The sequence below is a fragment of the Chryseobacterium lineare genome, from assembly GCF_977014045.1.
In genome coordinates, this window is record NZ_CDRNIQ010000001.1 from 759,436 (window position 1) to 784,668 (window position 25,233).

At 38.4% G+C, this 25,233-nt stretch carries 26 protein-coding genes; 3 read left to right on the forward strand and 23 right to left on the reverse strand.

Annotated features, from left to right (window positions below; translation table 11 throughout):
• The first annotated feature begins 15 nt into the window (after positions 1–15).
• Entirely contained in the window at positions 16–2,568 is a 2,553-nt protein-coding gene (locus tag ACWNCI_RS03295) for a hypothetical protein (RefSeq protein ID WP_449387184.1), read from the forward strand.
• Between the two features lie 43 nt (positions 2,569–2,611).
• On the opposite strand, the gene ACWNCI_RS03300 is transcribed toward ACWNCI_RS03295, so the two are convergent.
• From ACWNCI_RS03300 to ACWNCI_RS03410, 23 genes are all read right to left on the reverse strand, one after another.
• Positions 2,612–3,412, reverse strand: coding sequence for a TIGR02391 family protein (locus ACWNCI_RS03300; protein WP_133576204.1), 801 nt, complete (start codon positions 3,410–3,412; stop codon positions 2,612–2,614).
• A gap of 27 nt (positions 3,413–3,439) precedes the next feature.
• Positions 3,440–3,712, reverse strand: a complete 273-nt coding sequence (locus tag ACWNCI_RS03305) for a molybdenum ABC transporter permease (protein WP_449387185.1) — start codon at positions 3,710–3,712, stop codon at positions 3,440–3,442.
• Between the two features lie 106 nt (positions 3,713–3,818).
• Positions 3,819–4,268, reverse strand: a complete 450-nt coding sequence (locus ACWNCI_RS03310) for a DUF3872 domain-containing protein (RefSeq protein ID WP_449387186.1) — start codon at positions 4,266–4,268, stop codon at positions 3,819–3,821.
• Positions 4,269–4,279: 11 nt separating this feature from the next.
• Positions 4,280–4,840 (reverse strand): conjugal transfer protein TraO, encoded by a 561-nt coding sequence (locus ACWNCI_RS03315; RefSeq protein WP_133576206.1) that lies wholly within the window; start codon positions 4,838–4,840, stop codon positions 4,280–4,282.
• Positions 4,841–4,866: 26 nt separating this feature from the next.
• The gene (gene traN / locus ACWNCI_RS03320; protein WP_449387187.1) at positions 4,867–5,760 is read right to left on the reverse strand and encodes a conjugative transposon protein TraN; all 894 of its coding nucleotides are present in this window, start codon (positions 5,758–5,760) and stop codon (positions 4,867–4,869) included.
• Between the two features lie 24 nt (positions 5,761–5,784).
• On the reverse strand, positions 5,785–7,122 hold the full coding sequence (gene traM / locus ACWNCI_RS03325) for a conjugative transposon protein TraM (RefSeq protein ID WP_449387188.1): 1,338 nt from the start codon (positions 7,120–7,122) through the stop codon (positions 5,785–5,787).
• Complete coding sequence (locus ACWNCI_RS03330) at positions 7,109–7,396, reverse strand: nitrogen regulatory IIA protein (RefSeq protein WP_133576209.1); 288 nt, start codon at positions 7,394–7,396, stop codon at positions 7,109–7,111. Before ACWNCI_RS03330 ends, traM begins: the two co-directional genes overlap by 14 nt.
• A 19-nt stretch (positions 7,397–7,415) precedes the next feature.
• Positions 7,416–7,844, reverse strand: a complete 429-nt coding sequence (locus ACWNCI_RS03335) for a hypothetical protein (protein WP_133576210.1) — start codon at positions 7,842–7,844, stop codon at positions 7,416–7,418.
• An 11-nt stretch (positions 7,845–7,855) separates the two neighbouring features.
• Positions 7,856–8,479 (reverse strand): conjugative transposon protein TraK, encoded by a 624-nt coding sequence (traK, locus tag ACWNCI_RS03340; RefSeq protein WP_133576211.1) that lies wholly within the window; start codon positions 8,477–8,479, stop codon positions 7,856–7,858.
• 19 nt (positions 8,480–8,498) lie between these two features.
• Entirely contained in the window at positions 8,499–9,494 is a 996-nt protein-coding gene (gene traJ, locus ACWNCI_RS03345) for a conjugative transposon protein TraJ (RefSeq protein ID WP_449387189.1), read from the reverse strand.
• Positions 9,495–9,497: 3 nt separating this feature from the next.
• Positions 9,498–10,130: a DUF4141 domain-containing protein gene (locus ACWNCI_RS03350; RefSeq protein ID WP_449387190.1), complete on the reverse strand. Its 633-nt coding sequence runs from the start codon at positions 10,128–10,130 to the stop codon at positions 9,498–9,500.
• Positions 10,131–10,157: 27 nt separating this feature from the next.
• Positions 10,158–12,662 carry a TraG family conjugative transposon ATPase gene (locus tag ACWNCI_RS03355; protein WP_449387191.1) on the reverse strand — a complete coding sequence of 835 codons (2,505 nt, stop codon included), beginning with the start codon at positions 12,660–12,662 and terminating at the stop codon, positions 10,158–10,160.
• Positions 12,659–12,991 (reverse strand): DUF4133 domain-containing protein, encoded by a 333-nt coding sequence (locus tag ACWNCI_RS03360; protein WP_133576215.1) that lies wholly within the window; start codon positions 12,989–12,991, stop codon positions 12,659–12,661. The genes ACWNCI_RS03355 and ACWNCI_RS03360 overlap by 4 nt, the downstream gene beginning before the upstream one ends.
• An 11-nt stretch (positions 12,992–13,002) precedes the next feature.
• Positions 13,003–13,308: a DUF4134 domain-containing protein gene (locus tag ACWNCI_RS03365; protein ID WP_086949882.1), complete on the reverse strand. Its 306-nt coding sequence runs from the start codon at positions 13,306–13,308 to the stop codon at positions 13,003–13,005.
• A 198-nt stretch (positions 13,309–13,506) separates the two neighbouring features.
• Positions 13,507–14,967 carry an N-6 DNA methylase gene (locus ACWNCI_RS03370; RefSeq protein ID WP_449387192.1) on the reverse strand — a complete coding sequence of 487 codons (1,461 nt, stop codon included), beginning with the start codon at positions 14,965–14,967 and terminating at the stop codon, positions 13,507–13,509.
• Between the two features lie 11 nt (positions 14,968–14,978).
• Positions 14,979–15,770: a hypothetical protein gene (locus ACWNCI_RS03375; protein WP_449387193.1), complete on the reverse strand. Its 792-nt coding sequence runs from the start codon at positions 15,768–15,770 to the stop codon at positions 14,979–14,981.
• Positions 15,754–17,349 (reverse strand): AAA family ATPase, encoded by a 1,596-nt coding sequence (locus ACWNCI_RS03380; RefSeq protein WP_449387194.1) that lies wholly within the window; start codon positions 17,347–17,349, stop codon positions 15,754–15,756. The genes ACWNCI_RS03375 and ACWNCI_RS03380 overlap by 17 nt, the downstream gene beginning before the upstream one ends.
• Complete coding sequence (locus ACWNCI_RS03385) at positions 17,346–19,007, reverse strand: restriction endonuclease subunit S (RefSeq protein WP_449387195.1); 1,662 nt, start codon at positions 19,005–19,007, stop codon at positions 17,346–17,348. The genes ACWNCI_RS03380 and ACWNCI_RS03385 overlap by 4 nt, the downstream gene beginning before the upstream one ends.
• Before the next feature lie 78 nt (positions 19,008–19,085).
• Entirely contained in the window at positions 19,086–19,289 is a 204-nt protein-coding gene (locus ACWNCI_RS03390) for a helix-turn-helix transcriptional regulator (RefSeq protein ID WP_133576220.1), read from the reverse strand.
• Positions 19,290–19,523: 234 nt separating this feature from the next.
• Positions 19,524–20,876: a hypothetical protein gene (locus ACWNCI_RS03395; protein WP_449387196.1), complete on the reverse strand. Its 1,353-nt coding sequence runs from the start codon at positions 20,874–20,876 to the stop codon at positions 19,524–19,526.
• 30 nt (positions 20,877–20,906) lie between these two features.
• Positions 20,907–21,542 carry a conjugal transfer protein TraD gene (locus ACWNCI_RS03400; RefSeq protein WP_449387197.1) on the reverse strand — a complete coding sequence of 212 codons (636 nt, stop codon included), beginning with the start codon at positions 21,540–21,542 and terminating at the stop codon, positions 20,907–20,909.
• Positions 21,543–21,545: 3 nt separating this feature from the next.
• Positions 21,546–21,986, reverse strand: a complete 441-nt coding sequence (locus ACWNCI_RS03405; protein WP_449387198.1) for a DUF3408 domain-containing protein — start codon at positions 21,984–21,986, stop codon at positions 21,546–21,548.
• A 4-nt stretch (positions 21,987–21,990) separates the two neighbouring features.
• Positions 21,991–22,758 (reverse strand): ParA family protein, encoded by a 768-nt coding sequence (locus ACWNCI_RS03410; RefSeq protein WP_449387199.1) that lies wholly within the window; start codon positions 22,756–22,758, stop codon positions 21,991–21,993.
• Between the two features lie 709 nt (positions 22,759–23,467).
• Here ACWNCI_RS03410 and mobA point away from each other — a divergent pair.
• Both mobA and mobB read left to right on the forward strand, forming a co-directional pair.
• Positions 23,468–23,905 carry a conjugal transfer protein MobA gene (mobA, locus tag ACWNCI_RS03415; RefSeq protein WP_068944905.1) on the forward strand — a complete coding sequence of 146 codons (438 nt, stop codon included), beginning with the start codon at positions 23,468–23,470 and terminating at the stop codon, positions 23,903–23,905.
• Between the two features lie 2 nt (positions 23,906–23,907).
• On the forward strand, positions 23,908–25,185 hold the full coding sequence (gene mobB / locus ACWNCI_RS03420) for a conjugal transfer protein MobB (protein WP_449387200.1): 1,278 nt from the start codon (positions 23,908–23,910) through the stop codon (positions 25,183–25,185).
• Positions 25,186–25,233 lie beyond the last annotated feature (48 nt).

Here is a 25,233-nt window from a genome sequence, read left to right on the forward strand (position 1 = left end):
TTTTATTTTTTTGAAATGAAAGCAATGAAATGGTTGCGTTCTTGTGGCGTGAGAAACATCAACGTTTTTATTGACGGACATTATTATTCAGAGTTAATGCAACAAGCTACAGGAGAAGAAATGCAACTTTCTGCCGGTTATTCACTTTATCCTGTTTTCCAAAAGTCAGTATTCCATCCAAAAATTTGGATGTTGTTTGGTGAAAAAGAAGGGTTGCTTATTGTTGGTTCTGGAAACCTTACAAATTCTGGAAATGGTAACAATGATGAGATTTGGGGAGCATTTCATTTTGATATTCGTTCAACCGAAAATTCATCAATCTTTTCGTCAGCTTGGGATTATCTATCAACTCTTTCATCGTCAGTTAAGGGACAGATGAATGAAAAAACTACAAAATGGATACTTGAACATTCTAAATGGCTGAATGAATTGCCAAAGACAAAACCATTTCAATTTTTCGAAACGTCGCAAAAAGAGAAGGTTGCTTTCCTGTTTAATACTGAAACAACTTCTATTTGGAACGAACTTTTAAAACATCTTAGCAATGAGAAAGTAGTAGAAATAACTACCATTTCTCCATATTATGACAAGAATGGGAAAGTATTACAAGAACTCAATTCTCTTTTTCCTTCAGCCACAGTAAAAGTTATATTGGATGAAAGTGGGTTAATCCCTTCTACAATGCAAGTGAGCAAAGCTTTTACATTTTACGATTGGTGTGATGCCGGCGTAAGCAAAGTGCAATATGCAAAATCTGGAAACTCAAAATCAAAACTTCACGGGAAGATCATTCATTTCAAGACAAAAAATGGAAAAGAGTTTTGCTTGTTCGGCAGTGCCAATATTACACCTGCAGGGTTGGGATTATTGGGCAAAAATTCAAATGCAGAAGTTTCACTTCTTATTCAGTCAGAAAAAGGTGGATTGTTAAATCAATTAGGCATAAAACTGAAAATAAGCAATAGTAAAACCCTTGATGAATTTACAACGACTACAAGTAAATCAATTTATGAAACTATAGTCGAGAATAATCAATTCAAACTGCAACTGCTATCGGCAGAGTTGATTTATGATGAATTTATACTTCATTCCAGTGGTACTTATACCGATGAATTCAGGATTGTCTTCTTCGATAAACAAAACCGATTTTTGTATTCCAAAACATTCTCAAATTATGAGAAAGAACTAAAAACAAAACTCAATTTAGAATTAGGCACTTTCCAATATGTGCAATTGACAAATATTAATGACGAGATTATCTCTAATAAACTTTTGATTTCAGATTATTTCCTCTTGGCAAAAACGCATCCTAATCCAAAGACAGAGGAAATTGAAAAAATTTATAGCGAAATCCAAAATGGAGAGCTGAGCAAAGTTCTCGACTTGTTGCATTATGCAATCTTTGATGAAACAGAAAATGAAACAGGAGCCAGCTTTTTAGATAGTAGGAGAAGCACGTTTACAAAGCTGAATGATGACAAAGAACCTGAAAAACTTTACGATCTCTCTTCCTATAAAACAATAGAAAATTCTGGATTTGAAAAAAACCTTCTACTCTCTTCTCTTTCCCTACGTGTTTTAGATGTTTTGAAGTTCATCAATTTAAATGGACTTTCAACGAATAAGCAAGAAGATATAAGTGTTGATGAGCAAGAAGACGATTTAGGTAACATAAATGGAAATGAGGAAGGAGAAGTGGCAACTGTTCGTAACCTCTCTTTTGTCATGCTTAAATCTGAAAAAAGAAAGTTGACGAACTACTTTAATAATCTTTACAATTACCAACAAGAAATTCTTTATGGGTATAATCGACCAAAAACATATAGGCCTACACTTACAGATTTGACTAAATATCTAATTGCCCTTGAGTTGATAACTGAATATGGGGGAAAATCTGCAAAGTATGACGAACAAGACGCACAGCATTTTTTTAGTTATTTGCCCTTTGTAGATAACTATGATAATAACAATATAAAAGGTTGTTGTTTAAACTTAATTGGCGACTTTTTGATGCTGGCTAGAAGCGGATTTAAAGCGTATGAATTTGACTATACCAAAAAGAAAATTGAGGAACTAAAAAAAGAGGCGCTCATAAGCACAATTGTTTGCTTGGTAAACAATCGCTGGAAAGATAATGAATTACATTACTTTTTTACGATGGTTTTAAATGCACTTCATTATTTAGGTTGCAAAAATGTAGATGATTTCAATAACAACTTCGCGGAATTGAAAACCAAAATTAATATTAGAATTTCTGAGTTGAAAAACAGGACAAAAGGATTTGAACAAAACTTAGAGATATTTTACAGAAAACTTTGTCCATCGTTTATAAAAGTAATTAAACAGATTGAAGATAAGAACTTTGATACATCAGCAGTTCAGGGGCAAATTATTTACAAATCGCCTTGGGGCTATAGCTACGTTCAGACCGTAACAAAAACAAATGATTTCAGTTTAATCAGACCAGGGTTTATGTGGGACGATTATAAGGAAGATTACATAAAACATAGCCCAGACGAAATTTATTTACCGCTAAAGCTTACATCTTTTATATGTACTGATTTGTAGGTTTAGCAGAAATCGAACTACCTTTGGACTATCTGCCTTTTGGTTACTTAAGTCCTGTCCTATAAGTGTTATCGAGTTTATTATGGATTATTGTTGCTACAACTAAAACTTCTGTCATTTGTGAAAGTTGGGTATCTTCCAATATTTTTGGATTGTGTGCTTTTGGATTTCTGTACATAGAAAAAAAACCTTTACAGAAGTTTCCAAAGCCCTTATGTTCACTTTCCTCGCTTTGATTATTCAGAGTGTTAAAAGCAAGCATAGGTCTTCTGTCTTTTCCCAACGCAAAACAATCATCAACTAAATCTGCTCCGTCTGAAGTATAGCCGCTTTTTTGCCTAAGCCTTTCTGCTACACTTTTCGTAATTTCAAGTATAGCATGAAAATAATTTTCCTTTAACCATTCAGCTTCACAATAAGGCAAAATTTCTGAATTAATTCCAATACCGTGTACTTTTTCTTTGATTTTAAGTGACCTGCTTTTAGCTTCTGAAATGGTTTTAGCCCTATCAACTTGTCGGGCTTGCCCAGTTTTATCAATTTCTATCCCTTCATAAAGGAATTTCTCATTGATAGTCGTTCTATCTTTTTCAAATTCATCTTCTGAATTATATCTTTTTGGGTTTAATAACCTGACAACAAATGCCAATATATTATTTCCGCACCTGTCTTGTACTTGTCTTTCTTTTAACGCATAAAACAGTCTATCTGTTTTGTTTGTACCGTATTGAGATTGAGAAATACCAGCACCAGATAAATGTTCTGTAATTTTGGTATGGGTCAGCATATTTGAAATTATATCAGATATATTTCGCAGGGTTATGTCATCAAAGGATTTTGTCATTTAATAATTGTTCTATTTTAAAATTAGTTATTTAGGTTTTTGTATCTCCACATTTTGTTTTTCTTTATCTTTTTTTTCACGAGAATAAACCCAAAGCGATAACAGCCCAAAAATAATCAGTGCATAAGCTACCCACTTTCCAAATTTTTCAAGCAGTTTAATGATAACCGAACTTTCATAAGATGAAAATCCTTCTGCTCCCATAGGACCACGCCTGTAAAACTTTCGCCGGTTAATCCAGTAGCGAAGTCCCAAGCCTGCAACCAAAAATATGATGCCTATTACCAATGATGCGATCATAACAAAAACACTTTAAATTCACCTTTTAAATTTACAAAAATTTAGCTTCAATCACTCCAAAAAAAGAAATCCTGCTTTTGCGGCAGGACTTCTTTTTGCTACTATACTAATCATTACTGTTAAACTGAAAACTTATTTGCTTTTCATTCCCGAAGCTGTCTGAAATCCAAACATCAAAAGATTGTGATACGGCAGATGTTGAAGTGTAATACAACCTAAATTGTTCAGTTGGTAATGAATACAAATCATTCGGCAGGTACGGCGCTTCGTCATAATACCGCAGCGTTCCCTGTCCGTCAAATTGAAAGTAGCGGAGAAAATACTGCGTGTTGCTGTAATTACCCGTACGCTGTACGGTAATGCGTATTTCTACCGTTTGCCCGTTGGCTACATCTTTGGGTACTGGCATCACGTTTACCTCGAATGGAAAATCGTTCTGTACTTCGAGTTCATCGTCTTTGCTACAAGATACCAGAGTTACCGAAGCTGTGAGGATTGCCAGCAAGACATATATCGGCAGTAATCCCATCCTGAATTTATTGAATATTGCTATCATCTTTTTACGTTTTAAAAATTAAACCTTAATCCTATACCTGCGGATGGACGGAATTGCTTCAAGTCCGTACCCCAAATGACTTTTGTACGTCCGTGCAGGACTAATACAAAATGGTCTGACAAGTACGTTTCAAATGTGAGTCGTCCACCAGCTCCATAGATGAAATTATCGTCGCTCACTATCCTTGCTCCGTCATACAACATTGCTTCGCCACGGTTAATACTTTCATAACCAACTACACCTGTTATTGCAGCATTTAACGTAATGTTCTTACTGGCATCACCCAACAAAAAGAAGCTGTAACCGCCTTCGGCAGTATAGGTTTCCTGCGGAATGCGGAGGTCTTTGTAGTCGTGATATTGATGTGTATATTCCAAAGCCCAAAGCTGGTAGTTCCCATTTTTCCCGTTTACGGTCATTCCGATATTGATGTAATAATCATTACCTATTTTATCATCAGACAGTGCACCAACATTTACTTCCAATCCTTTTTGCTTAGGCAACATCCGTTGTGCCTGGCTTGTCGTGATTCCTATCAATATGAGTATCACGGTATATATATACTTTTTCATTTTATTACTATTATTTTAAAGGGTTATTAAAATTTCAGGTGCATATCGTTAATCAATCGGGCTTTTATCAAATCCGAATTTTCAACCTGAAGCGTTTGATGCCTGCCTCCGTTTTTCTCGAAAATTTCAATCAACAGTACCTTGTCATCAGCAATGGTAAACTGGTCTAACAGGAACACGTTCTGTTCGGTGGTTTGTCCTGAAATTTCAGTAAGCGGTTTATAAGTACGAAGTGGTATCATCGGGCGTTCCTGAACCACAGTGCGTTTGGCTACTTTTTTATCTACCACTTTGAAATTGATAAAATCAATCTGGAAGGGTACATTGGTACGGTTTCTCAATTCCGTATGGAAATAGTATTTGCCTTTATGTATGTAAATACCTTTGAGGATAAATTGAATACCGAAACTCTTAGCCCCAATATGTTTTACAATACGCTTGTCCTTTTTGTAAATGGTTTCTAAAAGCAAACCAGCCAATGACGGCGAATTGTTGCCCAATTCTTCAAAAAGAACATCGTTACCGTTGGCTTTATCTACTGCCTTTTGCATCGTGAGCAGGTCATAGCTCATTGCCTCCGGATAGGAACTGTAATAGACATTGAAGCTATAAAAACGCCCGTCATTGGTAATGACTGAAAAATTGGTTTCGGGTTCAAAATCCCTTACCGATGCTTTTACACGCAATACGTTTTCCGCATCTTCTGCTTTTCCGGCAATAAGGTATTCACTCCCCAAATCCACATAACGAATGGCGGTAGGGAAAATCAGATGCGAAGTTTTATCGTAGGTAACTTCCATTTTATACGGTTCTATCTTGCCCAATGCAAGTTTCGTTCTCACACTGTCCTGTGCGTAAGATTGTAAGGCAAAGCCTAGTATAAGGGCAATTGCCCAAAAGGTTTTTAAATGATTTTTCATTGTTCTATTTATTTGAGTTCAATATTATTGTTTGGAAACAAGGAAGACCTGATGTCCCGCTTTGAGTGAGACCTTCGGCGTTTTTATTTTTTTGGCGAAATAGCCCGAAATACCCTGTACTGCACCACGGCTAAGGTCTGCGGCTACCTGCTGTCCGGCAGACTGCGTAAGCATTATGCTTGTTCCCGAAGTCTGGCTCATATTACCAGCCATTTCGGTAAGGGCATTCATCTCCGGGGAGTATGGAACATACAGACCTTGCTGTCCGTCCAAATCATAAATGGTTATATCCACCGGAATAATGCTTCCCTCCAGTTCTATGGAAATAATTTTTAGCTGCAAACGCCCGCCCTGAAACTTTGCATTAGCGGTTACAATCGTCCCCTGCGGAATGGTACGGTTAGGTGTTTTGGCTGGCTCTAATAAACGCAAGCGTACACCTGTTTCGCCAATAAACGTCTGTGTTTCATGTACGCTTGCTTTGATACTATTTTTCGGTTGTACCGCTTGCTCGGTAGAACCTGCCGTATAAAACCCTCGGTTTCTTGTTTCGCTCCAATTGGCTAAAAAAGCACTATCGGTAGGCTCACGGTACAACGCAGATACGGTGTTCTTTCTTGTCGGCGTGAAAGCCACAAAATGTTCTTTTTGAGTTGAACCAGTGGTAGCCGTACTTGCCTCCTTAACGGGTGCAACTTCCGCTGAATTTGTATTCGTTGGCAGATACTTTGCCGCCATCTGGTATGATTTCTCCATCAGAGCAAGCTGGTCATCAACGGTTACAGATTTAGGTACATCTTTGTCAGCCAGCTTTTCTTTCATCTCTTCCATTTGCCTACGGAGTTCTGTTGTTTCCGAATTGTTGTCCTGATAAAATGAACCTAACGTGTTTTGTGCATTGCGGTAACTGTTCAATGTAGGATTACCGTTTCTTCCCGAACTTCTGCTACCTCCATAACTGTTGCTTTGACCTTCTTCAGGAAGTTGTTCATCAATCGATTCTTCTTTGTCTTCGGTATTCCAATAGTCAGAAAGCGTAGTTAAAGCACTGCGTTTTTCCTGCTCTTTGCGTTCGAGCATTTCCTGCTCATACGCCTTGCCTTTGTCGGCAGGCATTCCGGCTCCGGTAGCCTCTGGTACTGCATCATTCAATCCGATATTTTCAATTTCCTTTTTATCGGAAGACGGTTTAAATATCAGATACATACAACCGAGAAATACAACGCCCATCAAAACAAATATGAGTGGCTTTTTGAGTTTTTCGGTTTTATTACGTGTACCATCTTGCAGTACATCAGTGGTTTCGTTCGGGACACCTTCTGTCACCCGAACAACCGATTTTTTGTTCTCATTTTCTTTCATAAATCTGATTTTTTAGAATTGTTGATAATGTGTCCTGCAATCTTGCAGGGCTTTCACTTTTTTTGAGGACAGGATTTTCTATATGCTCAATGACCATATGGTTATCGGACTTTGAGGTATCGTACCATACTTTGCCAATGACACCTGCGGTAAGCATCAGGTAACCCACAAAGAAGTACAGCGTATATCGGTGCTGTTTCTGTAGGGGCAATGCCCGCCAACGTTCGTCCAGTTTGTCAAAGTACCTGTCCATATTTGCTCTTAATTTTTTCATAGCCTCACTATTTCTATTGTTATAGCTTGAAACGTTTAGGGCTTTTAACCGCCTTTTGCTTCGCTTCATCATTGACCAAAGCGACTGCCTCTAACGCTTTGGGTGCGGATATTACAGACAGGTTTGTCAGTTCCGATTTTTTGAGTAATTGCCCAAAGCCATCTTTCTTCGCTACTTCCATACGGCTAAGTGAGAACTTGCCATTCAGGTACTTTACCCACATACTGCATTCTACACTTGGCTTGTCATCGCCCGACCATTGTAGGTAGCCCGTCAGTAGTAAGTCCTGCTTAGGCAAACTGTCTGCACCTTTTTGACAGTTTTCGAGGTATTCCCCGATGCTTTCTTTCAACTTTCCGGCATACGCACCCTGCGTATGGAAATAGCCGTTATATCCTTTGTCGGTAAGGATTTTTGCGAACGTGTTTAAATCTGATAATGCTTCCATAAAATTGTTTTTTAGCGTTCGATGACTTCTATATCCCTGTTTTCAATCACTGCAAATTTTTCAATATTGAAGCCCTGCGGATTGTTATCGGAACGAACGGAGTTTACGAGATAGCAGGAGGTAATCAGATTACGCCTGGTCACATTGCTCGAACGGATGATGAACTGTTTGGCGTAGGTACGCACCGCATAAGGATAGGTGTCGAAATTGCACACCACACTATCAACCTCAATGCGTTGTTGTACGTTTCCCGAAATGATCCTGCTGTAATAACCCTTTTCGGACAAGTCTTTGTAATAATCAAAAGCACTTTTGTCGGCAAGGTTGAATGCCCTGCTCATATTGCTTTCGATAGCATTCTTGTCGGGAGCAAGGGTAAAGAAAAGCTCGTGAAACCGTCTGACGTGTTCCCTTGCTTCCACAGGTCGATTGATGCTGGCATCTTGCGATAAGGCAAGCATCAAAGATTTGCCGTTATCCAATACATAGATTTTTTGGCGTTGTTCTTCTGCAAAGCGGTAGGAATGCCATACGGCATATCCTACCACGCCAATGCAGAGAACGGCAAACACAATGGCATACAAACGTATCTGCCGAAAGCTGTTTTCTATATTTCTTAGCGTTTTAAATTCCATTTTTTGAATGATTAATTGTTTATTTATTCATCAGTTTGCCGCCGATGTTTCCAACTGTGGAACCTGCACCTGCTCCGGCAATGTTTCCGGTTTTCATTGCAGCTTGATTTACGTTACGGGTAAAGTTTCCTGCACCTCCGGCTTGGATTACCCAGCCTGTTACTGTCGGTATTGTGAAGTATCCGATAATGCCGATAATCATAAAAATTATATATACCGTATTGCTGGTATCAGGTATGTAGGTCGGGTCAGCCAACATTGCTATATCCCTTTCCAATATGAGGGATTGTATCCTTGCCAGCATTGAGCTGAATAAATCTGAAACAGGAAGCCATAGATATACGCTGACATACCTCGTGAGCCATTGCGTGAGCGTGGATTGAAAACCATCCCATACGCTTATCGCAAAGGCTATAGGCCCGAGGATGGACAGGACTATCAGGAAAAATGTTCGTATCGTATCAATAACCAAAGCCGCAGCCTGAAAAAGTATTTCCAGTAAATTGCGGAACCAATCTTTTATGGCTTTTTCTATCTTGTAGGCTTGCCTGTCCATATACATCCCTGCCATTGTCCCGATGTCGGATGGCGACCAACCCAATTCGTCCAGCTTCTTATCGAACTCTTCGTCCGATACCATATAGGCGGTTTCAGGATTTCGTACCATTGCCTCATATTCCAATTGATCTTTCTGCTGTTGGAGCTTGTTAAGGTCAAGTACCTGGTCTTCGAGTATGGCGTGGGTTCCCGTAACCACAGGACTTAGTACCGCATTGATGGTTCCAAGCACGATGGTTGGGAAGAACATAATGCAAAGCCCCAAAGCAAACGGGCGTAACAATGGAAACATATCAATAGGTTCGGCACGGCTTAAAGCCTGCCAAACCTTTAATGCCACATAGAACAATGCACCCAATCCCGCCAGACCTTTAGCTACAGCAGCCATATCGCCTGCAAGCGGCATCATATCGTCGTAAAGCGAACGCAGTAGTTCGTGAAGATTATCCCATTCCATAGCTTACCAGTATTTTTGGTTATCATTTCCGTAGAGTTCAAGCACTCTCTTGGCATCGTTTTTCTTTTTCGCTCTCAGGTAGCTGACAGAAATATTCTTATTTGTGTAGTAGCGAACAAGGCTGTGGTAATCCTTAACCTCTTTGTACACACGGTCAATAATATCCATACGTTCTTTGTCGTTCAGAGAAAGGCTGCTAGCGCTTACGATCTGTTTGAGTTCTTTCAACAGTTCGGTACTTTCATTAAGCAGTGCTGAATAACCATTGCCGATGGCGACTAATTCCTGCGGTTTAAAATTTGGGTCGTTCATCATCTTACCAAAATTGGTAACATACATTTCCGATACATCACCAACGAGAAGTACAGTTTGCTGTACCTTACGGGCATCCTTCACAAGGTTGTTTATGGCTTGGAGTTTATCATAGTATTCCTTGCCCTGTTTATAAACCTTTTCCACTTCCTTGAAATTTTTCACTACGTTGCTCACGGTAGATGAGGTCTGTACGATTTCATTCGCACTGTTGAGAATACCCGATGCCAGGTTTGTAGGGTCGGTTACTACCCATTGTGCTTTAGCTGATGGTGCAACGGCGAGCATTAGTGCCGTACACACCAGAAACAATACTTTTTTCATTGTTCTTAAATTTTAAAATGTTAATGACTATTGAATTGCTTTGTCCCGCCTTTGCATTGCGATATGTTTGATGGCGAGTTCAACGTTACCGTCCAGTTCGGAAGCGAGCTGCATCACTTCCATTTTTTCGGTTTCTTCGGTCGTGTATGCGAGGTATTCCTCCAAACTAACTTCGGTGGCATAGACTGCCGAGTTCGTACCACCTAAGCCTATCCAAACCTCTTTGTAAAGTCGGCTTGCATCGTTGTTCATATTGATAGAAAGTACCTGTCCTTTCTCTTTATCTGTAAGCCCTAACATCGCCTGTATATCATCGAATTTGTTCATATACTTGCGTTGGTCTAAAAGGATTTTACAGTCAGAGTTATTGATGATACTTTCTTTCACAATGGGCGACTGGATAATATCATCGACCTCTTGCGTTACCACAATCGCTTCTCCGAAAAATTTGCGGACGGTCTTAAACAAATACTTGATGTATTCTGCCATTCCCTCTTTCGCTATCGCTTTCCAGGCTTCTTCAATCAGGATGAGTTTGCGGATACCTTTGAGCCTCCGCATCTTGTTAATGAAGACCTCCATAATGATAATTGTGACTATGGGAAAGAGGATTTTATGGTCTTTAATCGCATCAATTTCAAACACGATAAAGCGTTTAGAAAGCAGATCTAATTGTTTATCAGAATTGAGCAAATAATCATATTCGCCACCTTTGTAATAAGGTTCGAGAACGTTGAGGAAATTGGCGATATCAAAGTCTTTCTCCCTTACTTGTTTTTCTTCCAATACCTTACGGTAATCGCCTTTTACATACTCATAAAAGCCATTGAAAGATGGATAAACATCATTCTGTTTAATGCGTTCGATGTAACCACTTACGGCATTAGAAAGGGCAACCTCCTCTGAACGGGTTGGCGGTTCATCATCACGTTTCCAAAGCGTCAGTATCAAAGTCTTGACACTTTCACGCTTCTCAATGTCGAACACGCCATCATCGGTGTAAAAAGGATTAAAGGCAATCGGGTTGTCTTCGGTGTACGTGAAATAAACACCGTCTTCGCCTTTGGTTTTACCTTTAATAAGTTCGCACAATCCTTGATAAGAATTACCAGTATCTACAAGTAAAACATGAGCGCCTTGCTCGTAATACTGCCGTACCATATGGTTTGTGAAGAACGATTTACCACTTCCCGATGGACCAAGTATGAACTTGTTCCTGTTCGTGATAATTCCACGCTTCATCGGTAAATCTGAAATATCTAAATGGATAGGCTTTCCGGTCAAACGGTCGGCCATCTTGATACCAAATGGTGATGGTGAATTGTGGTAATTGGTTTCTTCCGTGAATAAACACAAAGCTGGCTCGATAAACGTGTAAAAACTTTCCTCACTCGGAAAATCACCTGCATTGCCCGGCATTCCCGCCCAATACAATGTGGCTACATCCATAGTATTATGGCGGGGCTTACACTCCATCAATGCCAATGCACTACCGCAATCGTTCTTTAGCTGTTTCAGCTCCACAGGGTCTTCCGACCACGCCATAATGTTGAAGTGTGCACGGATGGAGGATAGCCCGAAGCTGTGGGCTTCATTCAGGTACTTTTCTATCCACTCTTTGTTGATTTGGTTAGCACGGCTGTACCTTGCAAGTGAGTGCATATTCCTTGCGGACTTTTCAAACTTTTGCAGGTTGTCTTCGCTGTTATCCAAAAACAAATACTGATTGTAAATGTGATTGCAACTTAACAGCAAACCCACAGGTGCGGCGAATGACAAACGGCAGTCGCTCCGGTCGGTAGATAGTTTTTCAAAACGGGTATCAGCCGATACCGTTCCGGGTAAATCGTCCGTATCGGACAAGGTGTGCAGGCTCAACCTTTTGTTCCCGATACGGACTTCTTCAGTTCCGAGAGCGATGTCCTGCATCGGTGTTCCGGCTTCCCTTGATAGCGTTAGGTACTGTTCCAGTAATCCCTGCTTTTCTTCTGTTCCGATGATGTCATCTTCGGTAAGGCGTTGCAGGGTTATAAAACCGCTATCGTTCACGATACGCTCAAACTGTGTTACCGCTTCCATAAAGCGGTGTATCGTTTCCTTGTTCCTGATTTCCTTTGGTATCAATGAACCCTTGCAAAGCGAGCTGAAATTGCTTTGCATTCTCATTCTTTCCTTACTAGTCTTGGTTAGGAACAGGTAACAATAATGGTTTAGGAACGGTCGCTCATTAAAATGACGTTGATAGGATTTAGCCAAAAAACTTTGGTCTTCCTTCGCCAAATCGGGAGCGTAGCTTTCTTTAATGTACCAATCCTGTTTGTGAACGACTGTAAAATCCGGTAAAGTTTTGATAGCCTTATGCCAGGCGGAATGAATGGCTTCATATTCCGCCGAAGCGACCGTAAACAGTTCCGGCAAACGAACCTCATAACAGGCGGTAATGTCTGCATCTTTGGAAAGAATGCAGTTGTTTTCTACTGCCAGCAAAGGAAACTTGCTTTCCAATGTGGTGGTCTTTGCTATATTTCTCATACGGCATTCTGTTTTGAAGTGAATTTTAAATAGCGATGTACAGGCTTGCGGCAGATGATGTAGCGGGGATGCCTTTTATTGGCGGCTATCTTCATCAATCCGTGTTCGCCATATTTCCTGTTCAGTGAAAAGGTTTGCCATACAATGAGCGAAGCTCCGCCTGCTCCGAGGAATAGGCAGATGTAAGAGTTCACGCCTGCCATATACAGTATCATCACGAGGATAAGCGTACCGAGCAGCCCACCTGCGAAAATGAACAGGTATTGTGCTTTCAACCCTTTAAATTCTACTGTCCTGCCAATACCTTTGTTTATGTTATAACTGTTCATAAAGCAAAGGATTAAAGGAAGAATGAACGCAGGATGGTAGCCGCCACGATTAAGAAGATACACGCACCGAACCAGCTCGCCGCAGTTTTCGATGTGTCGGGATCGCCTGAACTGAATTTGTTGTACACCTTAACGCCTCCGATGAGCCCAACCACCGCACCGATGGCGTAGATTAGTTGGGTTGCGGGGTCGAAATAGCTTGTTACCATTTGGGTAGCCTCGTTGATACCTGCCGAACCGTTTCCCTGTGCGAACGCACCAATTCCTGACAACATTGCCATTGCTGCCAGCAAAACTTTTTTTCTCTGTTTTTCCATAATTGAAACACATTAATTTGTTACTGTTTTCCCGCACCTTGCGGGCTTTCGGGACAAAGGTGTTTCAGAAATCAGGGCGTGATAACAAAGTGGCAGTCAGAGGTATTGTTTGGCTTTGAGTGGCGGTGAAAAACGAAAAGAGGCTGTTCCTAAAAATAGAAACAGCCTCTTTTTTACTGTAATTTATTAAACTTAAATTTAGGTCAAAGATTCTCTAATTGTTCTGAAATTTGCCAACGCACTCTCAATATTTTCAATAATATCGTCAATTAGTACTTCAGGATCTGGCAGATTATCCAAATCAATCAAATTATCATCTTTAAGCCAGACAATATCCAAATTTGTTTTATCTCTTTCAGTAATCTCCTCAATAGAATATTTACGCCAACGGCCCCTAGGGTTATCAACTGACCACGATTCTTCACGTTCTTTTTCAGAACCTATTTTATAATCGTTTATGAAATCTGCCAAATGCCTAAATGTTATTGGATTATTTTTTGGAGTATGATGAATGTTTGTACGGTAATCATAAAACCAAATTTCCTTTGTTCCTATCTCACCAGATTGATTCTTATTGTCAAAAAATAAAACATTCGACTTCACTCCCTGGGCATAGAATATCCCTGTTGGCAATCTTAAAATGGTATGCAAATTTGTTTCTTCGAGTAATTTTTTTCTAATTATCTCACCAGCTCCACCCTCAAACAAAACATTATCAGGAAGCACTACAGCAGCTCTTCCATCTTTTTCTAACATAGATACTATATGTTGTAAAAAAGCTAACTGTTTATTGCTTGTTGTAACCCAAAAATCCTTGCGTAAAAAATACCCATCCTTTTTAGCTTGGCTTTCATCTGTTGTTGGTATATCACTGCTACTTTTTCCAAATGGGGGATTCGCTAATACAATTTTTACTTTTGAAACCTCTTTATTTATTTTCTTAGGATTCAAACTATCCGAAACATGTATATCTGGTGTTTTTTGTAAATCACCAATGCCGTGTAAATATAAATTCATTAAACATAACCTTGCGGTAGCTTTTTCAATTTCCCAACCGTGAAAAGTGTCAAATTTCAAGAAATTTTCCTGATTTTTTGTAAGCTTATTATTCTGATGAATATGATTTAATGCACCTAAGAAAAATCCACCCGTCCCACATGATGGATCTGCGATGGTTTCGCCTGGGATTGGATTCATACACTCTACCATGGCTTGAATTACTGGTCTGGGAGTGAAATACTGACCCGCTCCACTATTTTCTGCATTCTTTTGTAATAACGTTTCATATATCTCCCCTTTAACATCAGAATCTGTTGAAGACCAATCGTCCTCATCAATTAGGTGGAGTAACTTTTTTAATTTTACTGAATCGTATATTTTATTTTGGGCACTTGCAAATATTTTTTCTAACATTCCACCTGATTCTGCAAGTGTTTTTAATATTTGTTCATATTGTTCCAGAAGCGGACCTCCAGAAATAGCTACTAGTTCTTTCCAATTACATATATCTGGTAAGCTATATTTACTCTTGTTTTCATCTGCCATTTTAAGAAATAGGAGATACGTTAATTGTTCCAAATAATCATTATACCCTAAACCGTCATCACGTAAGGTGTCACAATATGACCAAATTTTTTGTGCTATGTTGGATGTTGACATATTCTTAATTTTTATGCTGCAATTTTAGATGCCCATGGCAAACCCATACTATCCAAACAAGCTTTAACAGTTGCGGTAAACTCTGCAGTTGGTTTTACTAAATCTTTTAATTGTTTTAATTTCTCCTTTATCTGACCTCTCCTTAAGACACTAGGATTTGCGTCATTCAAATCCATTAAATTTTGAGTCTCTGAAACAAGTGTTGAAACTTTAACCCAAATATCTTGTCGAGCTTCTTTCAATTTCTTGAAATTCAAATTCAGACCCTTTATTGTATAATCAGCTCTTTCAAAATCCCATCCACTTGATTTAATAGGAGTGACTTCTCCTTTTGGATTAAATGTTATTTTCAGAACATCCTCTTCTTCACAAGGGTCTAAAAAATACACCAACTCATCTTCAATTGGAGTATTGGGAGCATCAGATTTATGACTTCTTACTGCAAATTTGTCCCGTTTTCTTACATTCCCGGCACCTCCACAAACTCTATAATTAGTCCAAGTAAATGCCAACCACCAATAACCCCCTTTATCTTTTTTATCAATACCCAAAGCTATTTTTTTTGGTCTGAAATGATCCACGTGTAAATGATTATATTTATCTTTTGCTTCGGAATACCAGCACTTTTCATTTGATATGGATAATAAAAAATCTTTTAATTCCCCCCAAACAACCTGATTGTCATCTATAATCTGATTTCTAGTAGGTACATCTTGAGCATTAATAAGTTGTTGCGTCAAAGCATCCGCCTTATTTATCCACTCAGTATCTGGTTCAAATCCGGTTCTATCTATGTGAATCATTTTCTTCTTCTTTTGACAGTTCTTCAAGAATTTCCATAGCCAAAGCATTTTGCTTATCTAATTCTTCCTTTGTAAAGCTGTTTTTTCCATGCTGCTTTACGCGATTTTTATAGGCCACTATAAACTTTTGGTATAAAGGATCTCTAAATGTATTTCCAAAACCTAACTCTTCTAACCCTATAAAAAGTAATCGTAGTTCTTCTTGTTCTTGTTCAGAAAGTTGAGCCGCTTGCTGTTTTACTAAAAGTTCATTCCTCTTGTCTAACTTTTCCTGAGTAAAATCATCTATTGTTGTTGGTAATCCAAAGAATTCACTCGTTAATATCCCTTCCACACCCAGTCCTCGTGGGTCTACCTCTGGTTCTTCCACTATAATTTTTCCGTCAGATGTTGTTCTAAACAATCGAACTTCTTCTTTAGTGAGATTCCCAATTACCAATGGATCGTGGGTATTCAGTATTATTTGAGTACTTGCAGGACGATCAACTACTTTATCTAAAAACTCTAAATATCTCCATTTCCAAATTGGGTTGAGATGTGTGTCAGGCTCGTCGAGTAAAATTAATGAATCCTCATCTTTTGTGAATTTTAGCAATCCCAGTACGGTTAGCAATTGCTGCTCTCCCTCACTTAATTCCTTAAATGTTATACTACCGTCGACATTTTTCTTTTTAACTTTAATCCTAACTTCCGCAATCAGTTTTGAAATGTATGTACTCTCTAATGCTTTAAATAAGGCTGTATTATTCGTATAAGTTTTAGCTAATTCCTGAAGTTTGTCTTTGCCTTTTAAATATAAATAAAGCCGTTTTTGATCTTCAGTTTCAGCAAAATCAGTTCTTATTTTCTCGTCATTATATATTGGAGCTAGAGATAATTCCCAAAGCTTTTCTAAGAAAGGTCTAACTAATCCTTTTGCTGTCCAAAAAATATCATCTGGATTATTTTTAATCCTGCTTTCAGCCCATTTGGGCATTTTAAGGACAAATAAAATAGATTCAATATCTTCTATATTCAATACGTCGTTTAAGAAATTTAAACTCTCTTCTTCCTCATGAGTGAAATAAGCCAGTAAAACAAAATATGAATGAACTAATTGTACATAGAATAGTTTCCTTAAAGAATCAAGTTCGGTATCTTTGAAATCCTCGTCGATTATCTTGTTATAGAAATTGTTTTGATGATCCCAAAAAATCTCTTTCAATTTATTACTTAAACCCGAATAGTAAGTAAATACATATTTTGGTTGATACTTCGTTTTAGCTTCATCTGAAAAGAAAGACTTAAACGTTTGCTTTTCATCATTTACCAGAATGGCATAGTTTCCTTCTTGACATGTTACATTAATTACTTCATTCTGTATTTTGTAAACAATGTTATAGTCAAAATTTGGCGATTGTCTTTTTGTATCAGTGCTTAGATCAAGATATTTGAAAATTAAAATTAATGCCTCAATAAAATTTGATTTACCCGAAGCATTTTGTCCAAGTAAAACCGTTTTCATCTTATTTTCATCAAGATTAATCGTGAACTGATTTAGGTTTTTGTAATCTTCTATATAAACCTTGTCTATTCTCATGATTTGCCAGCTAATTTTAAAAATGAATCTTTACCATCTCTTGGTAATTCAATAATATCTCCAGATTCAATGTGCTTTTTTAACTCAGCATAAAACTCTTCAATATCGTCTTTTTTATCAGAAGATAACCATAGCTGTTTTGAGGGAATTGGATCTATATTCTCATTCAATATTTCGAGAATTGACTTTGTCGTTTCCATAATTTTCACTTTTAGCGGAGCATTCTTTTGTTCTTTTTCTCTAATTAGATACTCATCTTTTTCAACTTTAACCCTCCCCAGTAAAATAATGGCCGATTCATCTGTAATGTCCTGATCCAACAAATTCCCGGTAAAAGCTTTATTTAATAAACTCTTTTTGGTCAATTCTATGGACAACAAGCTTTCTTTAATTGATAAACTCATGTAATCACAGATCGACATAATACTGTCTAAACTTTTTACAATTTGATCTTGTTCTTTTTTTAATGGGCATGGAATAATTAAATTAGACAATTTTGTTCCATTAACATTTGGTTGGGCTACCCCAGATTTATTTTCAACTATTTGCTCCCAATATAAGTCACTTTGAAAAAAATATGAGACATACCTTTTATTTACATCTTCACCCAATCTTACTCTTATCAAATAAGATGCGAATATAGATTCATGCGGAGTAGATGTTATAAGATAACTTTTACCGACAGTTGCTCCTGTTCGTGCAAATAACAAATCTCCCTCTTTTAGTAAGAACTTTGATTTTCTCTCGTTCGATATTTTGCTATGAGGTACAGAATTCCAATTAACTTTATTATCTTGAATATCTGTTATTCGTAATAGTTTAGGACCAACAATTTCATTCGATGACTTGCCGGAATATCCGTAATCTATATGTAATGCAATATCTCGTAAGCGCACCCATCCCCAATATTGCGGTAATTCTTTTAAATTAGAAATTTCTTTTCGCAGAACATTATCCAACGAAGCGAGATTTTCCTTTTGTTCTTTTTCTTTAGTAGTTAAATTTCTAGTTAAGTCATTTTTGACTTTATATTTAAGCTGTCCAGCAAATGCTATATTTAAAGCTAGCTTTCTATAAACTTTTAACTTATCTAGAGATAACTCCAACAGTTCTTTGCTTTTTTCAAGACAGCTTAATTTTTCTTCAAGCATTAATACAATTCTATTTTGTTCATTAATGCCACATAATGGTAGTACAATGTTAGAAAGAGAATTTGCATTAACATTGGGTTGTCCGCTTCCAATAGCTTTTGTGCTAATTTGTCTCCAATAATTAGCACTTTGAAAGAAGTAATATATATATTTTGAGCTTAGCTGTTTTGATAAGTTAATACGTATTAAATATGACGCGAATACAGCTTTGGGTATACTTTTAGTTATCAAAAAACTTTTACCAACGGTGGCCCCTGTTCGTGCAAAAACAATATCATTCTCCTTTAACCTGAATTTTTCAATATTATCAGTTTGGATTTCACAAAAAGGAACAGTTTCCCAATTAACCTTATTATTTTGTATATCAGTAATCCTCAAAAGCTTTATACCAGTGTTATTTTGAGTAGCGCTAGCTGTATACCCATAGTGAACCCTCAAAGAAATGTCTTCTATTTTTGCCCAAACCCAACCTTCAGGTAGCATATTATTTTCTTGATGTTCTTTCATGTTAAATCTTTTCCAAAAGATTTGTATCTATTAAATTCGTTTATGCATATTATCCCAGAGATTTGTTTGAGATAATAATTAATTTAGCTTGGTGGAGTTCAATAACTCTTTGATATCCACCTGTAAAAGCAATGCTATTTGAGCTAATGTTTCGACAGACGGCTGGATTTCATTAGTACACCATCGAGACACTGTACTTTCACTTTTACCCAATTCTTTAGCCAACCATTTACTTGTTTTTGATTGCTCAACTAATATACTTTTCAGTCGATTGATTTTCATTTCACGCTATTTAATACGCATTCTATGCGAATTTAAGGTTATTAATAACATTAACAAAGGATATAGCGGAGATTTATAAAATTAGGTACCTAGTGTCGTAAGATTGAGAAGATTAAAAAAGGAAGTTTGCTCACACAAACTCCCAAAAATCACTTTTCCGCAAGGTGGAAGAGCTGGTTCCGTTTTAGTGAAAAGTATTGTGGAACAGCTTAGCTATTCTTTTACATAGTGGATTTACATTCTTCGACCTTTTCTTTTACTGATTGCACTTTCCTCTGGCTTTGTACTAATGGCTGGTTTTTGCTCTGCCATTACCTCTTGTCCATTGTTACGCTTTACAGTTTCCGCAAAACGGGTTTGATGCCAAGGGATTGTCTTGGCTTCAAAATGCAGATGTACTCCTTGTTTTTTAAGATAGTCCGAACTATTTAAGTCACCCGTCTTGTTCTGGCCAATTGGGTCAAGGGTACGCTTGCTGGGAATTTGTACAACAATAAGGTCTTTGGGGATCTCCTTGACATTGAGGCTCACTTCCTGAAAGGTATGTGCTCTTTGATTGTAAGGAATGGTGTAGGTGTTGTCTTTATGCGAATAATAATGTTTGAGTTCGGAGAAGATGATGCCCCTTGACCAGATATCATCTTTGGGGTGTAATTTATCATTAAACAAGTCAATATAGAAGGTATGCCCCACAATATCTATCGTTGGGATAATTCGTTTGTAAGCAATTTTATCAAATGCATCTTGATCAACCATCAGCTTGAAATCGTCGATAGCATTGATTTTGTCTTCTGAAATGTTATGCTTTTTTGCCATTCCGATCGGGTCAAGTTTTACAAAGTCAGGTATCTCTGCCAATTTTGCTCCCGGTTCGGCGTACGTCGTCAAGCCCTTAGTTTTTGGGCTATACCAAAATCTGTAACCTTGTACTGCTTTTTCTTCCATATCGGATAGAGAAATTACATTTTTCGGATTGGCTTTTTCACGGAGTTCCAATTGATTTACATCCACTATAAATTCTGTTCCGAATACTTTATGCGTCGGAAGTGCCCTTTGTGTATCGGTAGGTATCTTATACAGATTATCCTTTGGTTCGTTTACAATATATTCCTCTTTTGGTTGTAGCTGTTCGGCAACATTAAGTTTTATATGCTCAATCACATTGGTGTCAACCCATGGCAGGGTACGAGCTTCAAAGTGCATTTGCTTCACATCTTGATCAGTAATGCTATTTCCATACTTTCTATTCCATCCCACTATATCCAACTCATACTGATTTGGAAACTGCACTATAATAATATCAGTTGGCAGTTCGGTCATTTTAGAAACATCGTCCTGTTGAAATTCACGTTTATTGGGGTTGTAGGGAATGACATAAGCCCGTCTATCACGGTCATAGTAGTCTTTTATTTCAGTAAAGTTTATGCCTTTGGATATAAAGTCGTCCTTTGGCCTTAGTTTGTCCATGCGTAAATCCACATAGAATGTGTGACCTGCAATATCAAGTGTAGGTAGCATGCCTTTATTCAAGCGAAGGTCAAGCAAACTGCCCGGTTCTATATTGGTATTCGGCAATCCATTTTCCATATTTTCTTATTTTAAAAGACAAAGGGAAGTCTATACAAACTTCCCAATGTCAAAATCACCAAAATCACTTTTCCGCAAGGTGGAAGAGCCAGCTTCTGTTTCAGATGTGAGAGTACTATCCAAAAGCTCGGCAATTTTTCGGGAAGCACCCTCAACGGAATTTTCCAGCAGGCTGAATAATTCAGTTCCCTGCAATTTTTGAACTATCGCAACCGCTGTTTCCTTTTGAGATTGTTCCAAATTTTCTTTTTGGAGCAATGCCCCTACGGAGCTTAGTTCGTCATAGGTAACCCCTTGGGCCAGACTGTCATCGCCACCGGATATTCCGTACCTGTTCCATTCTTCTTCCTCTTCCTCCAAATCAGGCATATTACTGAAAACTTCGTCCAGCTCTTCCTGCGGAATTTGAATACCTACGTTTTCATTTTCGTCGTATTCAATGTCTAAATTATCAAGGTTTATCTCATGTTCCTCTATTTGGCTTTCATTGGTAGCGTTTGGCACTGAAAGGCTTCTTACAGGCTTGGGCTGACCCATAATATCGGGCAGGTTCGGATTAACCTTTTCCTGCATTGGCTTATGCTCCGACCTTTTTTTAATGACAATCTTGTCCTGCACCAGTAGGACAATGACTATGAGAAGGCATATCACAATTACTGTTTCCATAGCTTATAAAATAGGTTTGTACTTATCATTGAAACTCTTGGTAATCTGCTCGCCAAATTCCTGGAAATGATAATCCAGCAAATTGTCCAGATAGCCGTATATGGTTATCTTGTCTTCGCCTATAACCTGTACAATGCGTGACATCTTTTCGTGAAAATCCGGTCGGATATAAACCGTTTTCCCGTCACGGGCATTGGTATCAGGTTTTTTGAAAAAGATACTTTCGTAGTCTGCTTCGTTTGTCCTTTTGGTTCTGCTCTTTTCTTTAATCGCAGGTTTTTCCTGTGCCAGTTCTTTAGGCTTAATCTCTTCCTTTTCGGGTTCTTCAGCAGGCGGTTCAGGTGGAAGCTGTAGGCCCTCTTTTTTTACGCCATCTACCATCAGGTTCATCATCAGTTCCTCGTTAATATCAGGCGTGGCTTTCTTTTTATTATCTTTCTCCATAGGGCTATAATTGAACGATTTTTAAAAATTCGTCTATGAACAAGTCTAACTGACTGGCTTTCATCAAACGTTCATCGGGAGGCATTACGGTAGAACGGAAAACGGTTTTGCTGTCCGTTTCGCTTTCTTTGCGGAAACGGGTGCTGTTCTTAATTTGGCTTTGCATCAGGCTTAATCCTAATTGCGCAATAAGCTGGTTATACACGCCATATAGGGGTGTGCTTTCCCTGCCATCCACCTGGTTCCAAAACAGGTTAATGGTTTCTATGGAAGTTTCCCCTTTTTTCATAATCACATCCTGCAAAAGCTGCGTGAAGATGAGCGTACTTTCCATTACCACACGGTCTGCCGTGATAGGCGTAAAAATGTGGTGCATTCCTGCCAATGCTTTCAGAATGCCGGGCGTATTCACGGTTCCGGGCAGGTCAAAGAATACCACATCAACCGGAACGGAAGATGTGTTTACAAATTCGTGAGCCGCATCCAATACGCTATCTGCTTTGTGTTGCATAATTGGATAGGCTTTTTTGTTGATAGTGGTAAATTGTTTGTACGCCAGCCTTTTCAAAGCCTCGTTTTCCATTACCATTGCCAAATCCCTTGTCTTCATTTTCATTAGGCTATGCTGCGGAAAATCCGCATCAAATACGGCTACGTTATAGCCCAACCGATAGTGCATCGTACTCGCAACAAGCGTTGTAAAAGTGCTTTTGCCGACACCGCCTTTTTGTGATGAAAAAGCGATAAATACTGTTTTGTGTTTTGCGTTCATATTGCTGCTGTTTTTAATTATTTATATATCCATTTACTTATGTCCGTATATCCGCAGTTATCTACTTCTGTATTGCTATATGTATGCTTGTCGCTCTGTACATACTTTTATAGCTAAGCGGGTAATTACCCACCAAGCTGTCTATGTACCTGAATACACGCTTATAGCTGTATGCAGACAAGTATGTTTGTACCAGCAGACCAGCTTTCTTATGTGCGTGAATACGCCCATACTCAACCGCATAATCAGGTATCACAATAGGTACTTTTCTACATAGCTGATTGAGTACTTCTGTTGTTACCTGCATACTTAACTATGCCCTTATATCTGTTTGTAGGCACAAAGAAATGTAGATATATAAGTGCTTTTGTTATCGTGGCATTGTTTGGCGTTCAAAGGCAGAGTTTGTCCAGGTATTGCATTGCAATACTCTTAAAGGCAGGGCTTTACTTTGTACAATGATTATTATTAACGGATTTATGCAAATGACTTTTGACAAATCGGAGGGTAACGGGAACGGCATCGAGCCGTTTTTCCCTGTTACATTTAATCCATCCCGCAGGGCGGATTTTTGTGTTCAACAGAACACGGCAAGTTGTGTTTTGAGGCACTCGAAACCGAGTTAGTGCCTCAAAACAACTTGCCCTGCCGGGAGCTTAAAAAACCACTCCGAAGTCGAGGTTTTGTGTGAATTTAAAATGGATTAGTGATGAATGAGAATAATAACAGAAAACAAAATAAAGGCGGACGGAAGGCAAAAACCGACCCAAGTATCCACCGCCACGTCTTTCGTCTTACTGATGAAGAAAATGCCAAACTTTTATCGCTTTTTGAAGCATCGGGAATGCCTAACAAAGCAAAGTTTATCATTTTCCTGTTGTTTGGCAAGGAAATGAAATCGGTTAAAATTGATAAAGGAACAGTTGATTTTTATATGAGATTAACCTCGTTTCATAGTCAGTTTCGTTCTGTGGGTGTCAATTACAACCAAATAGTGAAGCTTTTGTACAAGAATTTTTCCGAGAAAAAAGCCGCAGCATTCCTCTATAAATTAGAAAAACAAACGGCTGAAATGGCGATGCTATGCCAAAAAATCATTCAGTTAACCGAAGAATTTGAAGCAAAACATTTGAAAAAACAGCTGTAAAAATGATAGCAAAAATCGGAAGAAGCGGGAATTTATACGGTGCATTGGCGTACAATCAGCTCAAAGTAGAGAATGAAAACGGGAAAATTCTGTTCGCAAATAAGATAATCGAAACGCCAACTGGAGCATATACTGTTGCACAATTAGCACAATCTTTTGCACCTTACCTGATTGCCAACCGCAATACGGAAAAGCATACGTTGCATATTTCGCTCAACCCCGACCCGAAAGATAAGGTTAGCGATGACAGGTTTCGGCAAATGGCGGAAGAATATATGCAGGAAATGGGCTACGGCGAACAGCCTTTTGTAGTCTTTAAGCATACCGATATTGACCGTTCGCATATTCATATCGTATCGGTTTGTGTGGACGAGAACGGTAAAAAAATCTCTGACAAGTTTGAAAAAATGCGGTCTATGAATGTGTGCCGTGAACTCGAAAGGAAACACGGATTGATACCCGCGACCGATAAAGAACATAAGCAGAACGTCAAGATTTTCTGTCCGGTAGATTACAAAGCAGGCGATGTGAAAAGTCAGATTGCTGCGGTTGTCCGTCACCTGCCGAATTATTATAAATTTCAGACTTTGGGCGAATACAATGCCTTGCTTTCCCTGTTTAATGTTACCACCGAAAAAGTGGAGGGCGAATTGCAGGGACAGCTACGGCAGGGTTTACTTTACATTCCTTTAAATGAAAAAGGCGAAAGAGCCGGGCATCCGTTCAAGGCTTCGTTGTTTGGTAAAAATGCAGGGCTTCCGGCTTTGGAACTGCATTTTGCAAAATGCAAAGAGGATTTAAAAGACCACCCGACAAAACCTACCATTAAAGCTGCTGTTACCATTGCCCTGCAATCAACAAATGATGAGCAGGGTTTTAAAAAGCAGTTAGGCGAACAGGGCATTAATGTAGTGGTGCGTAGAAATGATACAGGACGTATTTACGGAATAACTTTTATAGACCACAATTCTAAAACGGTTTGGAACGGTTCACGCTTAGACAAGGAACTTTCTGCCAATACCTTTAATGATTATTGGAATAATAATATCAAACCGGGGATTAAAGAGCCAGTTGAATTAAAACCGAAAATATCCACATCAAATGATGCGGATCTTCCTGCGGAAGAACCACATCATTTGTTCGACTTCCTGAATACTAATGAAAAACACGAAGATGGTTTGATTGAAGCATTGGGAGGTTTACTGCCCGAAGCACAGGGCGAAGATTACGAGGAACAGGATTTTGCCAACAAAATGAAGAAGAAAAAAAGAAGACTGTAATGGAAGATTTTTAATTCTACTTGTTGTATTTAAGTAGTTGCTTAAATA